19 protein-coding genes are annotated in these 19,680 nt (G+C 63.5%); 14 read left to right on the top strand and 5 right to left on the bottom strand.

Annotated elements, in window-relative coordinates; genetic code table 11:
• Window positions 1-24 precede the first annotated feature (24 nt).
• The 4 genes from secD (at window position 25) to L8F45_RS10980 (ending at window position 4,274) form a co-directional block, all read left to right on the top strand.
• The gene (gene secD / locus L8F45_RS10995; RefSeq protein ID WP_342362909.1) at window positions 25-1,659 is read left to right on the top strand and encodes a protein translocase subunit SecD; all 1,635 of its coding nucleotides are present in this window, start codon (window positions 25-27) and stop codon (window positions 1,657-1,659) included.
• Between the two features lie 127 nt (window positions 1,660-1,786).
• The gene (secF, locus tag L8F45_RS10990) at window positions 1,787-2,749 is read left to right on the top strand and encodes a protein translocase subunit SecF (protein ID WP_342362908.1); all 963 of its coding nucleotides are present in this window, start codon (window positions 1,787-1,789) and stop codon (window positions 2,747-2,749) included.
• Between the two features lie 2 nt (window positions 2,750-2,751).
• Window positions 2,752-3,144, top strand: a complete 393-nt coding sequence (locus L8F45_RS10985; protein ID WP_342362907.1) for an Mth938-like domain-containing protein — start codon at window positions 2,752-2,754, stop codon at window positions 3,142-3,144.
• 272 nt (window positions 3,145-3,416) lie between these two features.
• Window positions 3,417-4,274 carry a phytoene/squalene synthase family protein gene (locus L8F45_RS10980; RefSeq protein WP_342362906.1) on the top strand — a complete coding sequence of 286 codons (858 nt, stop codon included), beginning with the start codon at window positions 3,417-3,419 and terminating at the stop codon, window positions 4,272-4,274.
• Between the two features lie 237 nt (window positions 4,275-4,511).
• Here the strand turns inward: L8F45_RS10980 and L8F45_RS10975 are convergent, their stop codons facing one another.
• Window positions 4,512-4,664: a DUF1127 domain-containing protein gene (locus tag L8F45_RS10975; RefSeq protein WP_342362905.1), complete on the bottom strand. Its 153-nt coding sequence runs from the start codon at window positions 4,662-4,664 to the stop codon at window positions 4,512-4,514.
• Between the two features lie 313 nt (window positions 4,665-4,977).
• Entirely contained in the window at window positions 4,978-6,396 is a 1,419-nt protein-coding gene (gene trmFO / locus L8F45_RS10970) for a methylenetetrahydrofolate--tRNA-(uracil(54)-C(5))-methyltransferase (FADH(2)-oxidizing) TrmFO (protein WP_342362904.1), read from the bottom strand.
• Between the two features lie 145 nt (window positions 6,397-6,541).
• Between trmFO and L8F45_RS10965 the strand changes: the two genes are divergently transcribed.
• Window positions 6,542-7,600 (top strand): C45 family peptidase, encoded by a 1,059-nt coding sequence (locus tag L8F45_RS10965; protein WP_342362903.1) that lies wholly within the window; start codon window positions 6,542-6,544, stop codon window positions 7,598-7,600.
• Window positions 7,601-7,723: 123 nt separating this feature from the next.
• Here L8F45_RS10965 and L8F45_RS10960 read toward each other — a convergent pair whose 3' ends face one another.
• Window positions 7,724-7,879: a DUF1127 domain-containing protein gene (locus L8F45_RS10960; RefSeq protein WP_342362902.1), complete on the bottom strand. Its 156-nt coding sequence runs from the start codon at window positions 7,877-7,879 to the stop codon at window positions 7,724-7,726.
• A gap of 486 nt (window positions 7,880-8,365) precedes the next feature.
• On the opposite strand from L8F45_RS10960, the gene L8F45_RS10955 reads away from it, so the two are divergent.
• The 3 genes from L8F45_RS10955 (at window position 8,366) to L8F45_RS10945 (ending at window position 10,082) form a co-directional block, all read left to right on the top strand.
• Entirely contained in the window at window positions 8,366-8,623 is a 258-nt protein-coding gene (locus L8F45_RS10955; protein WP_342362901.1) for a type II toxin-antitoxin system Phd/YefM family antitoxin, read from the top strand.
• Entirely contained in the window at window positions 8,620-9,006 is a 387-nt protein-coding gene (locus L8F45_RS10950) for a type II toxin-antitoxin system VapC family toxin (RefSeq protein ID WP_342362900.1), read from the top strand. The genes L8F45_RS10955 and L8F45_RS10950 overlap by 4 nt, the downstream gene beginning before the upstream one ends.
• A gap of 221 nt (window positions 9,007-9,227) precedes the next feature.
• Complete coding sequence (locus L8F45_RS10945) at window positions 9,228-10,082, top strand: hypothetical protein (protein ID WP_342362899.1); 855 nt, start codon at window positions 9,228-9,230, stop codon at window positions 10,080-10,082.
• A gap of 6 nt (window positions 10,083-10,088) precedes the next feature.
• On the opposite strand, the gene uvrA is transcribed toward L8F45_RS10945, so the two are convergent.
• The gene (gene uvrA, locus L8F45_RS10940; RefSeq protein ID WP_342363418.1) at window positions 10,089-12,998 is read right to left on the bottom strand and encodes an excinuclease ABC subunit UvrA; all 2,910 of its coding nucleotides are present in this window, start codon (window positions 12,996-12,998) and stop codon (window positions 10,089-10,091) included.
• Between the two features lie 340 nt (window positions 12,999-13,338).
• Here uvrA and ssb point away from each other — a divergent pair, with 340 nt between their 5' ends.
• The 5 genes from ssb to L8F45_RS10915 all read left to right on the top strand — a co-directional run bounded on the left by ssb (window position 13,339) and on the right by L8F45_RS10915 (window position 17,927).
• Entirely contained in the window at window positions 13,339-13,869 is a 531-nt protein-coding gene (gene ssb / locus L8F45_RS10935) for a single-stranded DNA-binding protein (RefSeq protein WP_342362898.1), read from the top strand.
• 153 nt (window positions 13,870-14,022) lie between these two features.
• Window positions 14,023-15,126: a M20 family metallopeptidase gene (locus L8F45_RS10930; RefSeq protein WP_342362897.1), complete on the top strand. Its 1,104-nt coding sequence runs from the start codon at window positions 14,023-14,025 to the stop codon at window positions 15,124-15,126.
• Between the two features lie 110 nt (window positions 15,127-15,236).
• Window positions 15,237-16,571, top strand: a complete 1,335-nt coding sequence (locus L8F45_RS10925; protein WP_342362896.1) for a dicarboxylate/amino acid:cation symporter — start codon at window positions 15,237-15,239, stop codon at window positions 16,569-16,571.
• A gap of 5 nt (window positions 16,572-16,576) precedes the next feature.
• Window positions 16,577-16,975 (top strand): DUF2306 domain-containing protein, encoded by a 399-nt coding sequence (locus tag L8F45_RS10920; RefSeq protein ID WP_342362895.1) that lies wholly within the window; start codon window positions 16,577-16,579, stop codon window positions 16,973-16,975.
• 106 nt (window positions 16,976-17,081) lie between these two features.
• On the top strand, window positions 17,082-17,927 hold the full coding sequence (locus L8F45_RS10915; RefSeq protein WP_342362894.1) for a hypothetical protein: 846 nt from the start codon (window positions 17,082-17,084) through the stop codon (window positions 17,925-17,927).
• Window positions 17,928-18,083: 156 nt separating this feature from the next.
• Here L8F45_RS10915 and L8F45_RS10910 read toward each other — a convergent pair whose 3' ends face one another.
• Complete coding sequence (locus L8F45_RS10910) at window positions 18,084-18,716, bottom strand: MarC family protein (protein ID WP_342362893.1); 633 nt, start codon at window positions 18,714-18,716, stop codon at window positions 18,084-18,086.
• Window positions 18,717-18,756: 40 nt separating this feature from the next.
• On the opposite strand from L8F45_RS10910, the gene L8F45_RS10905 reads away from it, so the two are divergent.
• Entirely contained in the window at window positions 18,757-19,605 is an 849-nt protein-coding gene (locus tag L8F45_RS10905; protein ID WP_342362892.1) for a protein phosphatase 2C domain-containing protein, read from the top strand.
• The last annotated feature ends 75 nt before the right edge of the window (window positions 19,606-19,680 follow it).

Genomic DNA, 19,680 nt, shown 5'->3' with positions numbered 1-19,680 from the left:
GACTTCAGACGACGGATATTTGGGATGTTTCGAACTTCGCCGCTCAAGACCGCAGGCGTCATCCTGCTCGCGTTGGGCGCCATTCTGTTCGCCTGGCCGAATCTCTGGAGCAAGGAGACGCGCGACGCGGTTCAGAAGCGCATTCCAGCCGCCTTGCAGATTTTCGTGCCGCACAAGGCGATGCCGCTTGGCCTCGATCTCCAGGGCGGCGCGCATCTTCTGTTTGAGCTCGATTCGCAGTCGATCATCCGCCAGGCGGCCGAGCAGCTCCGCAACGATGTGCGCGAGCTGTTCCGGCGTGAAGGCGTCGCGCTTGGCGGCGGCATCACGCTGCAGGGCCGCGGCGTCTCGTTCCGCGTGCCTGACGCTGCGGCGCGCGCGCGCATCATGCCGCGCCTGCGCGAGCTCATTCAGCCCAACGCGCTGATCGCGACGGCGGCGCAGGCGCCTTACACGCTGACCGAAGGCGATGGTGGCGCGATCCAGATCGCGATCACTGACGCCGGCGTGAACGAGCGCATCGGCAATGCGGTCAGCCGCTCGATCGAAGTCATCCGCAAGCGCATCGATCCGAGCGGCGTGACCGAGCCGAACATCCAGCGCCAGGGCTTCGACCGCGTGCTGGTGCAGGTGCCCGGCGTGACCAACGCGCAGGAGATCATCGATCTCGTCGGCCAGACGGCGGAGCTCGAATTCCGCTTCGTCGCCGAGCCCGGCGCCAATCCGGCTGACACCGAAGTCGTCTCCTATCCCGAGGGCGGGCAGGGCGCGACGATCACGATCGAGAAGAACGTCATCGTGAAGGGCGACGACCTTACCGACGCGCAGGCGGCGCCGGACAGCCAGCGCGGCGGCTGGCTCCTCAACTTCCGCTTCAACATCAAGGGCGCGCGCGCCTTCGGCGAAGCGACGACGAAGGGTCTCTATCGCCGCCTCGCCATCGTGCTGAAGGACAAGAAGCCCGGCGGCGTCGAAGAGAAGCGCGTCATCTCCGCGCCGACGGTGCAGTCGCCGATCACCGGCGGGCAGGGCCAGATCACCGGCAATTTCGACGCCAAGCAGGCGAACGATCTCGCCGTGCAGCTCCGCTCCGGCGCGCTGCCGGTGGCGCTGACTGTCGTCGAACAGCGCGTCGTCGGTCCGGGCCTGGGCCAGGATTCAATCGACGCCGGCAAGACCGCGAGCTATGTCGCAGCCATTCTCGTCTGCGTCTTCATGCTGATCAGCTATGGCGTGTTCGGCGTCATCGCCAATGTGGCGCTGCTGATCCACGTCCTCATGATCATCGCGCTGATGTCGCTGATCGGCGCGACGCTGACCTTGCCCGGCATCGCCGGCATCGTGCTCACCATCGGCACCGCGGTCGACGCCAACGTGCTGATCTATGAACGCATCCGCGAGGAGGCGAAGCTCGGCCGCACCATCCCCTCGGCGATCGACGCGGGCTTCAACCGCGCTTTCGCCACCATCATGGATTCGAACTCCACCATGGCGATCGCCGCGCTCATTCTCATGATCATGGGAACGGGCCCGGTGAAGGGTTTCGCCGTGGTGTTCGTTCTCGGCATTCTCACCACCGTCGTCACCGCCGTGACCATGACGCGCATGATGATCGCGCTCTGGTATCAGTGGATGCGGCCGAAGACGATGCCGTTCTAGATCACGCCGCACTTTGATTGACTCAATCAAAGTGCGGGAACGTGATCGATTCCAAAGGTCTAGAGCATGGCTTTTGCGAAAAACCGGTTCCCACTTTTCGCGCCATGCTCTAGCGCGGAGAACTATCATGAAGCTTCTGCGCCTTGTTCCCGACGGCATGAATTTCGGATTCGTCCGGTTCCGCCGTTTCAGCTTTCCCTTCTCCGCGACGCTCTCCGTCGTGATCGTCGCCCTGTTTCTTTATCACGGGCTGCATCTCGGCATCGACTTCACCGGCGGCACCTTGATCGAGGTGCAGGCGAAATCAGGCAAGGCCGATGTCGGCGCCGTGCGTCAGATCGCGCAGGGGCTGAACGCCGGCGAGGTCGAGGTGCAGGAATTCGGTGACAAGGGCGGCGTGTCCTTGCGCATTCCGCTCCAGCCCGGCGGCGATCAGGCGCAGAACGCGCTCGTCGCCAAGGCGCGCGGCGTGCTCGAGAAGGATTATGATTTCCAGCGCGTCGAAACTGTCGGTCCGCGCGTCTCCGGCGAACTGGTGCAGCTTGGCACGCTCGGCGTCGTGCTCTCGATCCTGTCCGTGATGATCTATCTCTGGCTGCGCTTCGAGATGAATTTCGCGGTCGGCGCCATCATCGGCACCATGCACGACATCGTGCTGACCATGGGCTTCTTCGTGATTTCGCGCGTCGAATTCAACATGACCTCGATCGCGGCGATCCTGACCATCGTCGGCTATTCGCTCAACGAGACTGTCGTCGTGTTCGACCGCACGCGCGAGCTCCTGCGGCGTTACAAGACAATGCCGGTCGAGGAGCTGCTCGATCTCTCCGTCAACTCCACCATGTCGCGCACCGCGATGACGGCGACCACGGCGGCGCTGTCGTTGCTGGCGCTGGTGATTTTCGGCGGCCGCACCATCGAGGGCTTCGCCATCGTGATGCTCACTGGCGTCGCGATCTGCACCTATTCCGCGATCTTCATCTCATCGCCGGTGCTGATCTATCTCGGCATCCGCGCGATCGACATGCGCGAACCGACGCCGGCGGAGCCGGCCGGCGCCGCCAAGGTGCGGGCGAAGCCCGCGGCCTGAGTATGCCGGGCGACGAGGATTCGCTGCGGGGCAGGGGCTTCCTCCCCGGCCAGTATCCGATCGACGCCTATGGCGATGGCGGTTTCCGCTTCGGCGAAATGAGCCATCGCGGCTCGATCCTCGCGCTTCCCTCGAGCATGCGCGCATGGGATGTCGCGCGCGCCGCTGATTTCACGGTTTCCGCATTCGCGCCCGTGCTCGCCGAAGCGGAGCGTATTGAACTCCTGCTGATCGGGACCGGCCGCGATCCCGCGTTTCTGCCGGAAGAATTGCGCTGGACCTTCCGCGACGCGCGCATCGGCGTCGACGCCATGACGACGGCGGCGGCCGCGCGCACTTACAACGTTTTGCTGGCGGAGAACCGGCGCGTCGCGGCCGCGCTGATCGCGGTGTGATGGCGGCGCATGCGCTTCGTTGAGATGAGAATTCTGCGCTCGCCTAATTCCCTCAATGAGACTGAGCCTTTCCGCTTCCCTCCCCCCTTGTGGGGGAGGGTGAGGGAGGGGGGTGTGCAAGCGTCCGATCACGGCCGCCCTGAGCACGCCTCACCCCCCTCTCCAGCTCTCCCCCACAAGGGGGGAGAGGGCGCGTCTGTGTATCGGCGCGATCGCAGAATCTTTCTCAACAATTGCCCGGAGCAGATGTGCATCAAAACGGCGACGGCCGTATGAGCAACATGTTGAAATCGGACGCTCTCGCCGCCGCCTATGCCCATTGCGAAAAGCTTGTGCGCGACGAGGACGATGATCGCTGGCGCGCGACTTTATTCGCGCCTGCTGAGGCTCGCCCGCATCTCTTCGCGCTCTACGCTTTCAGCAACGAGGTCGCGCGGGTGCGCGCGCAGGCGAGCGATCCGATGCCTGGCGAGATCAGGCATCAATGGTGGCGCGACGCGCTTGCCGGCGAAGCGCGCGGCGACGCTTCGGCGCATCCTGTCGCCGCAGCGTTGCTCGATACGGTTGCGCGCTTTCATCTGCCGGTGAAGGCGCTGATCGATCTGATCGACGCCCGCACATTCGATCTCTACGACGATCCCATGCCTTCGCTCGCGCAGCTCGAAGGCTATTGCGGCGAAACGTCGTCGGCGCTGATGCGGCTCGCCTCGCTCGTGATCGCGAAGGGCGAGGATCCCGGCGGCGCCGATGCGGTCGGCCATGCCGGCGTCGCCTACGCGCTTGTCGGCCTCATGCGCTCGCTGCCCTGGCATGCGCGTCGTGGTCAGGTCTATGTGCCGAAGGAAATTCTCGATCGCCATGGCGTGACGCGCGACGATATTGTCGCCGGGCGCGGCGGCCCGGGTCTTGTTGGCGCGCTGCGCGATCTGCGCGGCGTCGCGCGCCTTCATCTCGAAAATTATCGCGCGCAAGCGCCGCATGCGAAGCCGGTCGTGATCGCCTGCGCAGCGGCTGCGCTCGCTGAGCCCTATATCAACGCGATGGAGCGGCGAAGCGATGATCCCTTGCGCGCTGTCGTCGAATTGTCGCCTTTCAGAAAGATGTGGAGTCTGTGGCGTGGGCGCATCTAGAGCATGGCGCGAAAAAGTGGGAACCGGTTTTTCGCAAGAGCCATGCTCTAAACTTCTGGAATCGATCACGGTCCCGCATTTTGATTGATTCAATCAAAATGCGGCGTGATCTGAAGCGCGCTGTCTGTTCCCTCGGAGACTCTGCTGCTCCAAAAACGGAAACGCCCGCCAGATGGCGGGCGCTTCCGAAGCGGACGAGGCGAAAATTCGCGTATCGTACGCCGCTACTGCAAGGGGTTATCTCCGCACTTCCCAGGCCATGCGCTCGATATCGCCGTGCTGCAGGCCGATATCCTTGAGCTCGCGCTCCGTGAGCGTCGACAGCTCGCGAACCGTGCGACGATAGCGGGTCCATTCGTTGATCTTGCGGATGATGTTGATGATGAACATGGCGGTTGTCCTTCAGAGGTGACGCGACGCGTTTGCGTCGATCTGTTGGAGCGCCATTTAGACCTGCGAATGCGACACGAATGTGCGACGCCACACAATTTTCCATGATTATTCCGAATGGCTGTTCCGTCCGTTTCGCAGCGACGAAACACGCATGAAACACTTGCGGCGAATCTGTGTGCGAGGCGATTCAATCAAGGCGAATGCGCGTCATTTTTCGCGTCGCATCTCGTTGCGTGATGAAATTCATCACGCGACGGAATTAAGAGATTGACGACGCGCGTTAACGAGCGCGCGTTGAATCGCGCTCCGCTTATTCCGCCGCGATCGGCTGTTGAGCCGTGGAATCGATCCAGCCTTCGAGCGCCTTGAGCGCGCGCCGCGTCAGCATCTTTTTCTTCGCGACGGATTTCGCCGGCCCGCGCAATTTCTCGCCGGCGTCGCCGCGCACCGGTTCGGTCAGAGGCGGGAAGAGCCCGAAGTTCACATTCATCGGCTGGAACGAGCGCGGCCCCGCATCGATCGATTCGATATGTCCGCCGGTGATGTGATTGAGGAGCGCGCCATGGGCGGTCTCCGCCGGCGGGGCCGTGAAGGCGCGGCCCAGCCGCTCGGCGGCGGCGAAGCGGCCCGCCATCAGCCCGGCGGCGGCGCTTTCGACATAGCCTTCGCAGCCCGTGATCTGGCCGGCGAAGCGCAGGCGAGGCATGGCCTTCAGGCGCAGCGTCCCGTCGAGCAGCTTCGGCGAATTCAGGAAGGTGTTGCGATGGATGCCGCCGAGCCGCGCGAACTCGGCCTGCTCGAGGCCGGGGATCATCCGGAAGGTCTCGGCCTGCGCGCCATATTTCAGCTTGGTCTGGAAGCCGACCATGTTGAACAGGGTGCCCAGCGCATTGTCCTGGCGCAGCTGGACGACGGCGTAGGGCTTCACATCGCGCTGATGGGCGTTGGTGAGGCCGACCGGCTTCATCGGGCCATGGCGCAGCGTCTCGCGGCCGCGCTCCGCCATCACCTCGATCGGCAGGCAGCCGTCGAAATAAGGCGTGCCCTCCCACTCCTTGAAGTCGGTCTTGTCGCCCGTGATGAGCGCGTCGACGAAGGCTTCGTACTGCTCCTTCGAGAGCGGGCAGTTGATGTAGTCGGCGCCCGTGCCGCCGGGCCCCGCCTTGTCATAGCGCGACTGCATCCAGGCCTTCGTCATGTCGATCGAGTCGCGATGCACGATCGGCGCGATGGCGTCGAAGAAGGCGAGCTCCTTCTCGCCGGTGAGGCCGCCGATCGCCGCCGCCAAATCAGGCGAGGTGAGGGGGCCGGTCGCGATGATGACGGAATCCCAATCGCTTGGCGGCAGTCCCGGAATCTCTTCGCGAGCGATCTGAATCAACGGATGAGCTTCAAGCGCGCGCGTCACCGCGGCGGAGAAGCCGTCGCGGTCGACCGCAAGCGCGCCGCCGGCGGGCACCTGATGGGCGTCGCCCTGCGCCATGATGAGAGAGCCGAGCTTTCGCATTTCGGCGTGCAGCAGCCCGACCGCGTTGGTCTCGGAATCGTCAGAGCGGAAGGAGTTGGAGCAGACGAGTTCGGCCAGCCCGTCGGTCTTGTGCGCGTCGGTGCCGCGGACGGGACGCATCTCGTGCAGAATGACGGGAACGCCAGCTTCAGCCGCCTGCCAGGCGGCCTCCGAGCCGGCCATGCCGCCGCCGATGATGTGGATGGGCTCATATTTTGACATGGCGGGTGATTAAGCCCGCAGACGGAAGACCGCAATCGCCGCGCAGTCGGCTGCGATCTCCGGCCGGCCCGGCGCCGGATTATCCACGAAGTTGACTTTTGAACAATGTTCAAATAGATTGATGGTCAGTCGGTGGAGGCTCGACATGCGGACGATCCCGATCTTCGACGCGACCCGCCGCGGCGTGGTTGGCCATCTCGAGGCGGAGCGTGAAACGGCGCTCGCCCTGAGACGCCAGACGCTGGAGTGGTTTCCCGCGGCTGCGCGGCCGCTGGCGCCGTTTGCAGAGGCGGTGAATAGCTGGTGGCTGCGCCGCAACGCGTCCCCTTATCGGGAAGAGGTGTTCGCCATGGCGCGCCTGCTGGGCGAGCCCGGCGTGGTCAGCATCAATACGAGCTATGAATGGGGCTGCACCACCCTTGGCCTCGCCAATGGTCAGGGCGGAGCGCGCCTGTTTCGCACGCTGGATTGGCCATTTCCCGGTCTGGGCGAGACGGCGCAAGTCGTGGCCATGCGCGGTCGCGCCGGCGATTATTGGAACGTGACCTGGCCGGGCGCCGTCGGCGTGCTCACAGCGATGGCGCCTGGACGTTTCGCCGCCGCGCTCAATCAGGCGCCGCTCTATCGGCGAACCCGGGGCGAATGGCTTCGCGTCGCCGATTTCGCGCTCAACGGCGCGAAGACCCTCGTCAGCGCGCGGGACATGCCGGGAATCCATCTGCTCCGCCGCGTCTTCGATGAGTGCGAAACCATTGGGGACGCGATCGATCTGCTGGTTGCGACGCCGATCGCGCGGCCTTGCATCTTCACTCTCGTCGGCTGCCGTGCGGACGAAGTGTTTGTCGTCGAAAAGGAAGAACGGAGCGCCCGCGTCCTGCGCTCGCCGGGCGCGACGGCGAATGCTTTCCGGCCAGGCGGCCACGCGGGATTCTGGGAGCCGCGGCCCTGCGGCGGGACATTCCGCGAGGCGGCTTCCAACAACAGCGAACGCACAACGGCTCTTGATGAGGCGGCGCCTTCGTCCCGATCGCCGTTCGATTGGGTGCGCCCACCGATCCTGAATGTCTTCACGCGGATCGCAGTCGAGGCGGACCCGGCCTTGGGAATGCTGCGCGTCAGGGGATATGAAGCGACCGCCGCCGGCGAGCCGGCCCAGGCGACGATCGACTTCGATCTGGCCGAACGTCTGGCCGTCGCGGCCTGAAAAGGCAAACGCCCGCCGGGAGGGGCGGGCGTTGCGCGGACCGGAAGCTCTAGGGGAGGAGGAGACGAGCCGCCGATCCGAAGCGCCGAGCGAATGGCTCAGGCGCTATTCTGTGGGGCCGACTTAGCCGCGGGCGCCTTCCCAGGCGATGCGGTTGATGTCAGCGCGGGTGATGCCGATATCGTCGAGCTCGCGATCGGTCAGACCGACCAGCTCGCGCATGTTGCGACGATAACGGGTCCATTCGTTGATCTTGCGAATGATGGTGGCGATGATCATGGCGGGTTCTCCTTTTCGACGAGGTCCATCGCGAACAGCGCGGTGCGAACCTCGTTCAAATCCGTTGCAGTGCACGTAAGCCATGCGCTTATCGGGATGAAGCGCCAATATCTATAATCAGCAATGCGCTAATCGCATATCGTCTTCACCGGTTCTTCACAATTTGAGCGGCGAAATTGGGCGGCCTAGCTGAAAATGCAGTCAGATCGGCCGAATCGCGGGCAAATCGCCTATTTCCAGCCCGAGAAGGCGGAAAATCGCGGATCGCGGCAAGGGGACGGCTGCGTTCATCATGAAAAAGACGTTGCATCTGCAACGTCTTAGCGGCGCGGGTTGAATCAATAGATGGGCTTTGGCGGACCAACGAAGCCGATCATGCCGCAACGCGGCTGCCGATCGATCGCAATGCCTCGCTTCCAAAGAAATGGACTAACTTGACTAAGCCCATGCCGGTTCTTAGCTAAGCCTTACAATCCGGAGGCCCGCATGTCGGAGACGGTGACCATCCACGACGCGAAGACGAATTTCTCCAGGCTCATAGCCCGCGCAGAGGCCGGCGAGGAGATCATTATCGCCCGCGGCAAGACGCCTGTCGCGAGGCTGGCCCCGCTGCAGCCGCAGCCGCCGAAGCGAAGAACGCCGGGGCGGTTCGCCGGCGTCTTTCCCGTGCCGCCGGACAGCTTCTTCTTCGATCCCCTTCCGGAGGATGAACTCAAGCTTTGGGAAGGCCGCGGCGACGAATGAGGCTGCTGCTTGATACGCACGCCTTCATCTGGTGGGCGGCCGAGAATTCGCGCCTCTCTCCGTCCGCTCAGGCCTTGATCGCCGATGGCGACAACCAGGTGTTCATCAGCGCCGCGAGCGCCTGGGAGATTGCAACGAAGGTCCGGGCGGGCCGATGGGTGGAGGCCGCTGGAGTTGCCGAGCGCATGCCGGAGGTGATCGCGGCTGAAGGCTTTGAGCCTCTCTCCGTCACGCTGGAGCACGGGCGACGCGCCGGATTTCTGGAGGGCGATCACCGCGATCCCTTCGACCGCATCCTCGCGGCGCAGGCGATGCTCGACGACATGACGCTCGTGACGGCCGATCCGGCATTCACGGCGTTTGAGGTGAAGGTGGTGTGGTGAGGGGTGCGCCAATCAGGTTGGCCCGCCTCATTCCACTGTAGCTTGCTCATTCCCTCACGGCAAAAGCAGCAAAACGTTCCGCGTGACTCTCAGACCTGTAAGCCACAGGTCTTGACGCTCAACGCACACGCATTCACGCACTCTGCTTGACGTGGTGTTTTTTCGTCGCGCAGAATCTCCTGCGAATTCTTTGCAAGTATTTCAGCTCGCGGACGCTGGTTATGACGGCAAGGCGCATCGATATTTTCAAACTTGTCGACTTGGCGGCGCGACGCATTTGGGTTGACCGCCGGGCGATCTTGTCCGCATCAGCCTGCTGCGCCGCCGCCTCTTGCGCGATCATGGTATTGTATGTCCGGGCATTCCCGGACGATCTCGTTTGGCCTGTCGACACAACATATGCGACAAGCTGGGGACCAAACGTCGACAGACACCATTATGTCGTAAGTCTTTTTTCGCTGCTGATGGGTCTGATTGTTGATGCGTTTTTCACTGTCGCAATCTTGTACATAACGCTCGCCGATCCCACGCGGCAAGCCGCGCGCCGTCCGAATGTGCGGCGCGCGATCTCGATCGCTGCGTGCCTGTCGGCTTTTGTCACGCTTGCTAACTGGAGCTTGAGCTTCGCGCCGAATTTTATCGTCTCATTCTTTGTCGAACGCTATGGCGCGGACGCGGCCGATATGTCGATTTTCATTTTCTCTTACCGCCTTGCCGCCGCAGCTCCGTTTCTTCTCCGGCCTCTCGGCTGGCTTTTCACCTTCATTGTTTGTGGCGTTCTCGAGGCCGGAGAAGCTCAAATAAAAAACATTGTTCCGCTTTTGAAAGGGAATGCCGTCCGGCTGGCTCTCCTGCTGGCGCTGATCGCGGCCGCGCAATTCGCGTATCTCGGCTGGCTTGCAGTCGTCTGGAATTCGGATTCCGATCCGTTCAATGTCGGCGCGTTGAGACAAGTGTCACGCCCGATGTATTTCGCCGCCTTTCTCATTTCATGGGCGGACGCGATGTTTTCTGCTTTCCAGATCACATTGATAGCAGAGGCATATCGCGGCCTCGCCTCGAAGGCGGCGGCCTGATCATCCTCACTCCGCCGCCTGTTTCTTCACTCCAGCTTTCGCCTTCGCCAGCACGTCCTTCAAAAATCGCCCGGTGTGGCTCTTCGGATTGCGCGCCACTTCTTCAGGCGTTCCCACAGCCACGATCTCGCCGCCGCCATCGCCGCCTTCGGGGCCGAGATCGATGATCCAGTCCGCTGTCTTGATGACTTCGAGATTGTGCTCGATCACCACCACCGTGTTGCCCTGATCGACCAGCTCATGCAGCACCTCCATGAGCTTCTTCACGTCATGGAAATGCAGGCCGGTGGTCGGCTCGTCGAGGATGTAGAGCGTGCGGCCTGTCGCGCGCTTCGACAATTCCTTCGACAGCTTCACGCGCTGCGCTTCGCCGCCTGAGAGCGTGGTCGCCTGCTGCCCGACATGGATATAATCGAGGCCGACGCGCGCCAGCGTCTCCATCTTCTCGCGGATCGAAGGCACCGCCTTGAACAGCTCCTTCGCCTCTTCCACGGTTGAATCGAGCACGTCGGCGATCGACTTCTCCCGATATTTCACCTCAAGCGTCTCGCGGTCGTAACGCTTGCCCTTGCACACGTCGCAGGTGACATAGACGTCGGGCAGGAAGTGCATCTCGATCTTGATGACGCCGTCGCCCTGACAGGCTTCGCAGCGGCCGCCTTTCACGTTGAAGGAGAAGCGGCCGGGCTGATAGCCGCGCGCCTTCGCCTCGGGCAATTGCGCGAACCATTCGCGGATCGGCGTGAAGGCGCCGGTATAGGTCGCGGGATTCGAGCGCGGCGTGCGCCCGATCGGTGACTGGTCGATGTCGATCACCTTGTCGAGATGTTCGAGCCCTTCGATCCGGTCATGGAGCGCCGGATGTTCGAGCGCGCCGTTGAGACGCTTCGCGGCGGCCTTGTAGAGCGTGTCGATCGTCAGCGTCGATTTTCCGCCGCCGGACACGCCGGTGACGCAGACGAACTGGCCGAGCGGAATCTCCACATCGACATTCTTGAGATTGTTGCCGCGCGCGCCCTTGATCTTCAGCGTGCGGCCCTTCTGCGGTTTGCGCCGCTGCGGCGGCGTCGGCACCGTCATTTCGCCCGTGAGATATTTGCCGGTGAGCGATTTCGGATTGGCCATCACCTCGCCGGGCGTGCCCTGCGCGATAATCTTGCCGCCATGCACGCCGGCGCCGGGGCCGACATCGACGACGTAATCCGCCTGCAGGATCGCATCCTCGTCATGCTCCACGACAACGACGCTGTTGCCGAGATCACGCAGCCTTCGGAGCGTGCCAAGCAGGCGCTCATTGTCGCGCTGATGCAGGCCGATCGATGGCTCGTCCAGCACATAGAGCACGCCTGTGAGGCCGGAGCCGATCTGCGACGCCAGCCGGATGCGCTGGCTCTCGCCGCCGGACAGCGTGCCCGACGCGCGCGCCAGCGTGAGATATTCAAGCCCGACATCGAGCAGGAAGCGCAAGCGATCGCGGATTTCTTTCAGGATGCGCGTCGCGATCTCGTTCTGCTTGTCGTTGAGCTTTGCCGGCAGCGTCTCGAACCAGGGCAGGGCGTCGCGCACCGAGAATTGCGAGGCTTCGCTGACATTCAGCTTGGCGATCTTGACCGCCAGCGCCTCGGGCTTGAGGCGCGCGCCCTTGCAAGCGGCGCAGGGCGTCTCGCTCATATAGCGCCCGATTTCCTCGCGCGCCCAGTCGCTTTCCGTTTCCTTGTAGCGTCGTTCGAGATTGGTGATGACGCCCTCGAACGGCTTCTTCACCTCATAGGCGCGCATGCCATCGTCATAGGAGAAGCGCACCTCATCCTCGCCGGTGCCGTAGAGGATCGCCTTCTTCACGTCCTTGGCCAGCTCCGACCATTTCGCGGTCATCTTGAACTTGTATTTGCGCGCCAGCGCTTCCAGCGTCTGGCCGTAGTAAGGCGAGGTCGATTTCGACCACGGCGCGATCGCGCCGCCGCGCACCGTCACCGACTCGTCGGGAACAACAAGCCCGGGATCGATGGTCATCTCATGACCGAGGCCGTCGCAGGTCGGACAGGCGCCGAACGGATTGTTGAACGAGAACAGTCTTGGCTCGATCTCGGGAATGGTGAAGCCGGAGACGGGGCAGGCGAACTTCGACGAGAATAGGGTGCGCTTCGCGTCGCCATTCGCGTCTTTCTCGTCGGCATATTCGATCACCGCGATGCCGTCGGCGAGTTCGAGCGCGGTCTCGAAGCTTTCCGACAGGCGCGCGGCGATATCGACGCGCACGACAATGCGGTCCACCACCACGTCGATGTCATGCTTGAATTTCTTGTCGAGCGCGGGCGCGTCGGCGATCTCGTAGAACTGGCCGTCGACCTTGAGGCGCTGAAAACCCTTCTTCTGCCACTCCGCAATTTCCTTGCGGTATTCGCCCTTGCGGCCGCGCACCACGGGCGCGAGCAGGAACAGCCGCGTCTTCTCCGGCAGGGCCAGCACGCGGTCGACCATCTGGCTGACCGTCTGGCTTTCGATCGGCAGGCCGGTGGCGGGCGAATAGGGCACGCCGACGCGCGCCCAGAGCAGGCGCATATAGTCGTGGATCTCGGTGACGGTGCCGACGGTCGAGCGCGGATTCTTCGACGTCGTCTTCTGCTCGATCGAGATCGCCGGCGAGAGCCCGTCGATCTGGTCGACGTCAGGCTTCTGCATCATTTCGAGGAACTGGCGGGCGTAGGCCGACAGCGACTCGACATAGCGCCGCTGTCCTTCCGCATAGATCGTGTCGAAGGCGAGCGAGGATTTGCCAGAGCCCGAAAGCCCCGTGAACACCACGAGTTTGTCGCGGGGAATGACGAGATCGACGTTCTTCAGGTTGTGCTCGCGCGCGCCGCGGATCGCGATCACGCGCGCATTGGGGTCGGCGAGGCGGTTCTTGTCGAACATATCGTCGAGCGCCCCTTTCGCGGAGGCGGATTTGGCTGGCTTGGGCATGGGATCGAGCTGTCGGAGGTCCCTTAACATAGGCCGGAACGCGCCGTTTGCGACATGCGCGAGGCGCAACCGACCACAGAAAACCGCGCCGGCCGCGGTGAAGTCTGATGAAGCCCGCCGGGCCGCCGCCGCGACTCGTTGGGTGAACCGATATTGCCCCGCCTTGACGAACAAAACAAGAACAATTATGTCGCAAGAATTCCTGTGGGCAGGCGTCCGGCCCGCCTCACGGAGGTCAGGGTTTCACGCTAGGGGAAATCCTCGGAACGGTAGCTCGAACGCGGAGGGAGCGATGGCGGGCAGTCTCAACAAGGTCATGCTGATCGGCAATCTGGGGCGCGACCCCGAAGTTCGGCGGCTCAATTCCGGCGATCCCGTGGTCAATTTCAGCGTCGCCACCTCGGAGACCTGGCGTGACAAGGCGTCGGGCGAGCGCAAGGAGCGCACCGAATGGCACAACATCGTCATCTTCAATGAGAACCTCGCCAAGGTGGCGGAGCAGTATTTGAAGAAAGGCACGAAGGTTTACATCGAGGGCCAGCTCCAGACCCGCGAATATCAGGACAAGGACGGCAACCAGCGCAAGACGACCGAGATCGTGCTGCAGCGCTATCGCGGCGAGCTGACGATCCTAACCGGCCGTGGCGAGCAGGGCGGCGATGATGATTACAGCGGCGGTTCGCGAGATTATGGCGGCGGCCGCGAGCGCGTGTCGTCGGGACGCGGCGGCAGCGATTATGGCCGCTCCTCGCCGATGGAGCGCCAGCCGGCCAAAGTCGGCGGCGGCAAGCACAGCGACATGGACGACGATATTCCGTTCTAGGCGCAACGTGCGGAAAAGGGAGAGCCGGTTTTCCGCAAAACGTTGCGCCAGCAAAAAATGCCGCAACGTGCGGCGGGCGGTCCTATTTCATTGGCCGGCGAATAATGAAATGAGCCTTGGCGCGGCCTTCGCCGTGCTGGGACTTGTCATTTCATGATCGATCTTTCCGCTCTTATTGCCTGGGTGAACACCGAAAGCCCGACGCATCATGTCGCCGGCGTGAATGCGATGATGGATCTCGTCGCCGCCGAAGCGCGGGGCGCGGGCGTCGATGTCGAGCGCATCGCCGGCCGCCAGGGCCTCGGCGATATGCTCCTGCTGCGCGCCGGGCCGCGTAACGGGGCGAAGGGGATCGCGGTGCTTTCGCATCTCGACACGGTTCATCCAGTCGGCACGAAGGATGTCGATCTCGCCCTGCGGACTGAAGGCGATCGTCTTTATGGCCCCGGCGTCTACGACATGAAGGGCGGCGCGTGGCTGGCTTTCCAGGCCTTCAAGGAGGCGGCGAAATCCGGGCTGGCGCGCCGCCCCATGAGCTTCCTGTTCACGCCGGACGAGGAGATCGGCAGCCCAACCTCGCGCGCCGCGATCGAGGACGTCTCGCGCGACGCCGCATTTGTGCTGGTGACCGAGCCGGCGCGCGATGGCGGACGATGCGTCACCGGGCGCAAGGGCGTCGGCCGCTTCGAGGTCCATGTCGAGGGGCGGCCGGCTCATTCCGGCGGCAAGCATGAACTCGGACGCAGCGCTATCCGCGAGGCGGCGCGCCAGATTCTCGCGATCGAGGACATGACGGACTATGCCCGCGGCGTGACCACCTGCGTCGGCCTCATGCGCGGCGGCACCGCCGCCAACGTCATTCCGCAGAAGGCCTCCTTCAGCGTCGACCTGCGCGTGGTGACGGTGGCTGACGGCGAAGAGTTCGAGCGCCGGATTCTCGGCCTCAAGCCGCATGATCCCGATGTGCGCGTGATCGTGAGCGGTGGCATGAACCGGCCGCCGATGGAGCGCACCGCTGACGTTGCGTCGCTCTACGCCCATGCGCGCGAACTCGCCGCCGTGATCGGCTTCGATCTCGGAGAGCAGCCGCTCACCGGCGGCGGCTCGGACGGCAATTTCTCGGCGGCGCTTGGCGTTCCCACGCTCGATGGGCTTGGCGTCGATGGCGACGGCGCCCACACGCTCCAGGAATATGCGTTGATCTCGTCAGTCGAGCCGCGCCGGAAGCTGATGGCTCGACTCCTCGAGACGCTCTGACGACAATCGAGGCGCCGGCCGGGCTTGACGAACCGGCTTCGGCGCGCGATGCGCGCGCAATAAGCAATGACAAACAGGCTGTCGCAGAACGGCCGAACAGGGAGGTTTGAATGCACGGCGCCATCGCGGGGGCTCGTCCGCCCTTCTACAAAATCCTCTATGTCCAGGTGCTGATCGCGGTCGTGATCGGCGTCCTCCTCGGTCATTTCTGGCCGCAGTATGGCGAGGCGATGAAGCCGCTGGGCGACGCCTTCATCAAGCTGATCAAGATGATCATCGCGCCGGTGATCTTCCTCACCGTCGTCGCCGGCATCGCCGGCATGTCCGATCTCGAGAAGGTCGGGCGCGTCGGCGTCAAGGCGCTCGTTTATTTCCTCTGCTTCTCCACGCTTGCGCTGATCATCGGACTCATTGTCGCGAATACGCTGCATCCAGGCGCCGGCTTGCATATCGATCCCAAGACGCTCGATCCGAAGCAGGTCGCCAGCTACGCCAGCAAGGCGCACGACTCCTCGATCCTCGACTTCCTGATGAACATCATTCCGACGACGGTCGTCGGCGCGTTCACGTCAGGCGAAATCCTGCAGGTGCTGCTGTTCGCGATCCTGTTCGGCTTCGGCCTGTCCTTCATGGGCGACAAGGGCAAGCTCGTTCTCGACTTCTTCAAGGTCGCGACGCAGGCCATGTTCGGCGTCGTCCACATCATCATGAAGGTGGCGCCGATCGGCGCGTTCGGCGCCATGGCCTTCACCATCGGCAAATATGGCATCGGCACGATCGGCAATCTGCTATTCTTGGTGCTGACCTTCTACATCACCTCGGCGATCTTCGTGTTCGGCGTGCTTGGGCTCGTCGCGCGCGCCAACGGCTTCTCGATCTTCAAACTCGTCGCCTACATCAAGGAAGAGCTGCTGATCGTGCTCGGCACGAGCTCGTCGGAATCGGCGCTGCCGAACCTGATGGAGAAGATGGAGCGCGCCGGCTGTTCGCGTCCCGTGGTCGGCCTCGTGGTCCCGACCGGTTATTCCTTCAATCTCGACGGCACCAACATCTACATGACGATGGCCGCCCTGTTCATCGCCCAGGCGATGGACATCAACCTCTCGCTCGGCGACCAGATCCTGCTGCTCGCCGTCGCGATGCTGTCGTCGAAAGGCGCGGCCGGCGTCACCGGCGCGGGCTTCATCACGCTGGCGGCGACGCTCTCGGTCGTGCCGAGCGTGCCCGTCGTCGGCATGGCGATCATCCTCGGCATCGACCGCTTCATGAGCGAATGTCGCTCCCTGACGAATTTCATCGGCAACGCCGTGGCGACGGTCGTCGTCTCGAACTGGGAAGGCGAACTCGACAAGTCGAAGCTCGCCGCCGCGTTGGATGGCGACCTGCCGCCGCTCGACGTTCCGGTGGAGGAGCCCGAGCCGCGGGCTCAGCCGGTCGCCGGCTGATAGGGATGACGCTCGCGCCGCTGCTCAACGCATCGGCGCCTGTTATCGCGCACGCCTTTGCGGCGACCGGCGCATTTGGGCTCGGGCTTTGGCAATTGTTGGCGCCCAAGGGTACGACGCGTCATCGTCTTGTTGGCTATGTCTGGCTGTCGCTGATGGCGATCGTCGCCGCCAGCTCTTTCCTTATTCATGAACTTCGCGTGATCGGGCCTTTCAGCCCGATCCATCTTCTTTCGGTCCTGACGCTCGCGACCATTCCGATGGGGCTCGCCGCGGCGCGCGCCCACGACGTGCGCCGCCATCGCCGATCCATGCTCATCCTGTTCGGGCTTGCGCTCGGGGTCGCCGGCTTCTTCGCCTTTATGCCGGGACGGATCATGCACAAGGTCCTGTTCGGCGGTTGAAGCGTGAACCGCCGCCAAAGCGCCCGCTTAATTCGCGAATAACCCTTGAATCCCTGTGTGCTTCGCCTCTGGCGCCGACTCTGTTAGGAATCAGTCGCCTGAGGAGGTGACGCTGCTCGACTATCTCGACGCGATTTCGATCGCTGGATCGCGCTTCAAGGCCAATGAGGACGCTATGGGTCGGGCTTGGAATCGGGCCTGGGTAATCGATGGATTGGCCGATATCGCCGAGCCCGTGATGGCGTCATCGAGCGGCGGCGCCTGGCTGTCCCGCCGGGTGAATTATTTTTTCGCCCGCCACGCCCATATCGCCGACACCCAGGAAATGATGGCGAATGTGGCGTGCGATCTGGAGCAGACTTTCGTCCAGGAGCGATGCCGCACGCTGCAGGAGAGGTGGGAGTCTCCTTTCGCCGCCTTCGTCATGATGACGATGCTGCGCGGCGGCGAGATCGAGGTGGCGTGGCTTGGAACCTCCCGCGCGATCCTGCACGGCTCCGACAACTCGGTCCATTCCTTCGGCGCGACGCCGAGCAGCGAGGAGCAGGAATCGCAGGCCATCGTGAAATTCAAGGCGCAGGACCCCTCCGCGAGATATCGCTCGGACGAGGCGCAGGAGTTTCTTCGCGCCCGGCGCGCCCTGTACAATCTGCCGGGACAGCAGGGTATGCTTGCGCCCGACAAGGCTTTCGCGCCGCTGGTGAAGCGGAGCAAGGTCAAGCTGAAGCGTCCGGCCGACGCGCTGCTGATGACGATCGGCTTTGCGGCGCTCGAATTGCGCTATCTCGATATCGCCGAGCCCGCCTTCGTGCATTCGGCCGTCGAGCACGGGCTGGCGCGCCTTGTCGCCCGCTTGCGCAAGATCGAAGAGGATATGGATCCCGACTGCAATCACTTTCCGAGATGGCGCAAAAGCGAAGACGCCACCGCGATGCTGGTGACTCTGCCCTGAATGAATCGCGCGCGCTAGATCACGTTCCCGCACTTTGATTGATTCAATCAAAGTGCGGGAACGTGATCGATTCCAAAAGTTTAGAGCATGGCTTTTGCAGCGCGAACGCTCGCGTTCGTCGCGGAAAAACCGGTTCCCACTTTTTCGCGCCATGCTCTAGCCGGTCAGTCTGAACGCGGCCTTCACCCCATCGATGAGGAACTGCACCGCGAGCGCAGCGAGGATCACGCCGAGCAGCCGCGTCAGCACGATATTGCCCGTTGTTCCCAGCATGCGCGCGATCGGCTCCGCGAGCAGGAAAACAACGAGGCAGACGCCGATCATCGCCGCCGTCACGACGAGCAGAAGCGACATCAGCAGCATGTCGCCTTGAGTTCGTCCCGCGAGCAGCAGCATCGCCGTGATCGCGCCGGGCCCGGCCATGAGCGGGATGGCAAGGGGAAAGGCGGCGATGTTCTGGATATGGTCTTCAGTGATGGCGGTCTCGGCGAGGTCATTCTTGCGGGCGTTGCGCCGCTCGAACACCATCTCGAACGCGATCCAGAACAGCAGCAGTCCGCCCGCGATGCGGAAGGCGGGGAGGCTGACGCCGAGCAGTTTCAATGTCGCATCGCCGGCGACCGCGAAGAACGCCATGATGATCAGCGCGATCAGGCTGGCGCGGATCGCGACCCGTTTTCTCTCGTCGGCCGTCATGCCGCGGGTCACGCTGAGGAAGATCGGCGCCAGCGCCGGCGGATCGAGCGTGACGAGCAGCGTCACAATGGCGCTGGAAAGATAATCATACATCGAGGAGTCTCGCGGCTCCCGCATCCTGTCGACTCAACTCGTGGAGGTCCACCTGCTCGACATCATCGACGCCGTTTCGCTCGCCGGTTCGCGGCTGAAGCCGAACGAGGACGCCTATGGCCTGGCGCGCAACCGCGCCTGGGTGATCGACGGCGCGACGGGGCTCGGCGATCCCATCGTCTCGACGACAAGCGACGCCGCCTGGGTGGCCCATCGCGCCAACGAGCTTTTCGCGCGCCACGCCGCGATCGCCGACACGGCTGTCATGATGGAGAGCGTCGCGGCCGATCTCGAATACGCGTTCCTGCGCGAGCGTCGCCGCGAGCCCGAGGCGCGCTGGGAGATCCCCTGCGCCTCCTTCATGATGCTCAGCGCGATCGACGGGCGGACGTGCGAACTGGCGTGGCTCGGCGATTGCCGCGTCATCCTTGTCGGAGCGAACGGAGAACTGCAGGCGTTCGGCGCGACGCCGGCCAGCGAAGCGAAGGAGGCGGACCAGGTCCCCGTAGGGATCAAGGACCTGGCCGAGCGGCTACGATCGCAGGACGCGCTGGCGCAGCTTCGCGCCGGCCGCGCCCGCTACAACACGCCGGAATTCGCCGCGATCCTTGCGCCCGACGCGAGCTTCGCGCCGCGCGTGAAGCGGGCGCGCATCGAACTCAACGCCCCGGCGCATGCGCTCCTGATGACCGACGGATTCGCGGCGCTGGAGCTGCGTTTTCGTGATATCGGCGCGTCCGCCTTCATTCCGGCGGCGCTCGAAAGCGGTCTTGCGCGGCTCGCCCTGCGGCTCAGGACGATCGAGGAGGAAGTCGATCCCGAAGCGGTCCGATTCTCGCGCTGGAAGCGCAGCGACGACGCGACCGCGGCGCTGGTCGCGATCGGCTGAGCGCGCAGCCTGCTGACGCTGCGCAAAGCATTGATAAATAATCATAAAATTAGCAGTGAAGGGCGCGCTTTAGGC

The organism is Terrirubrum flagellatum (genome assembly GCF_022059845.1).
GTDB lineage: Bacteria > Pseudomonadota > Alphaproteobacteria > Rhizobiales > Beijerinckiaceae > Terrirubrum > Terrirubrum flagellatum.
Note: the sequence above shows the minus strand (reverse complement) of the source record. Positions and strands in the feature narration are given on the sequence as shown.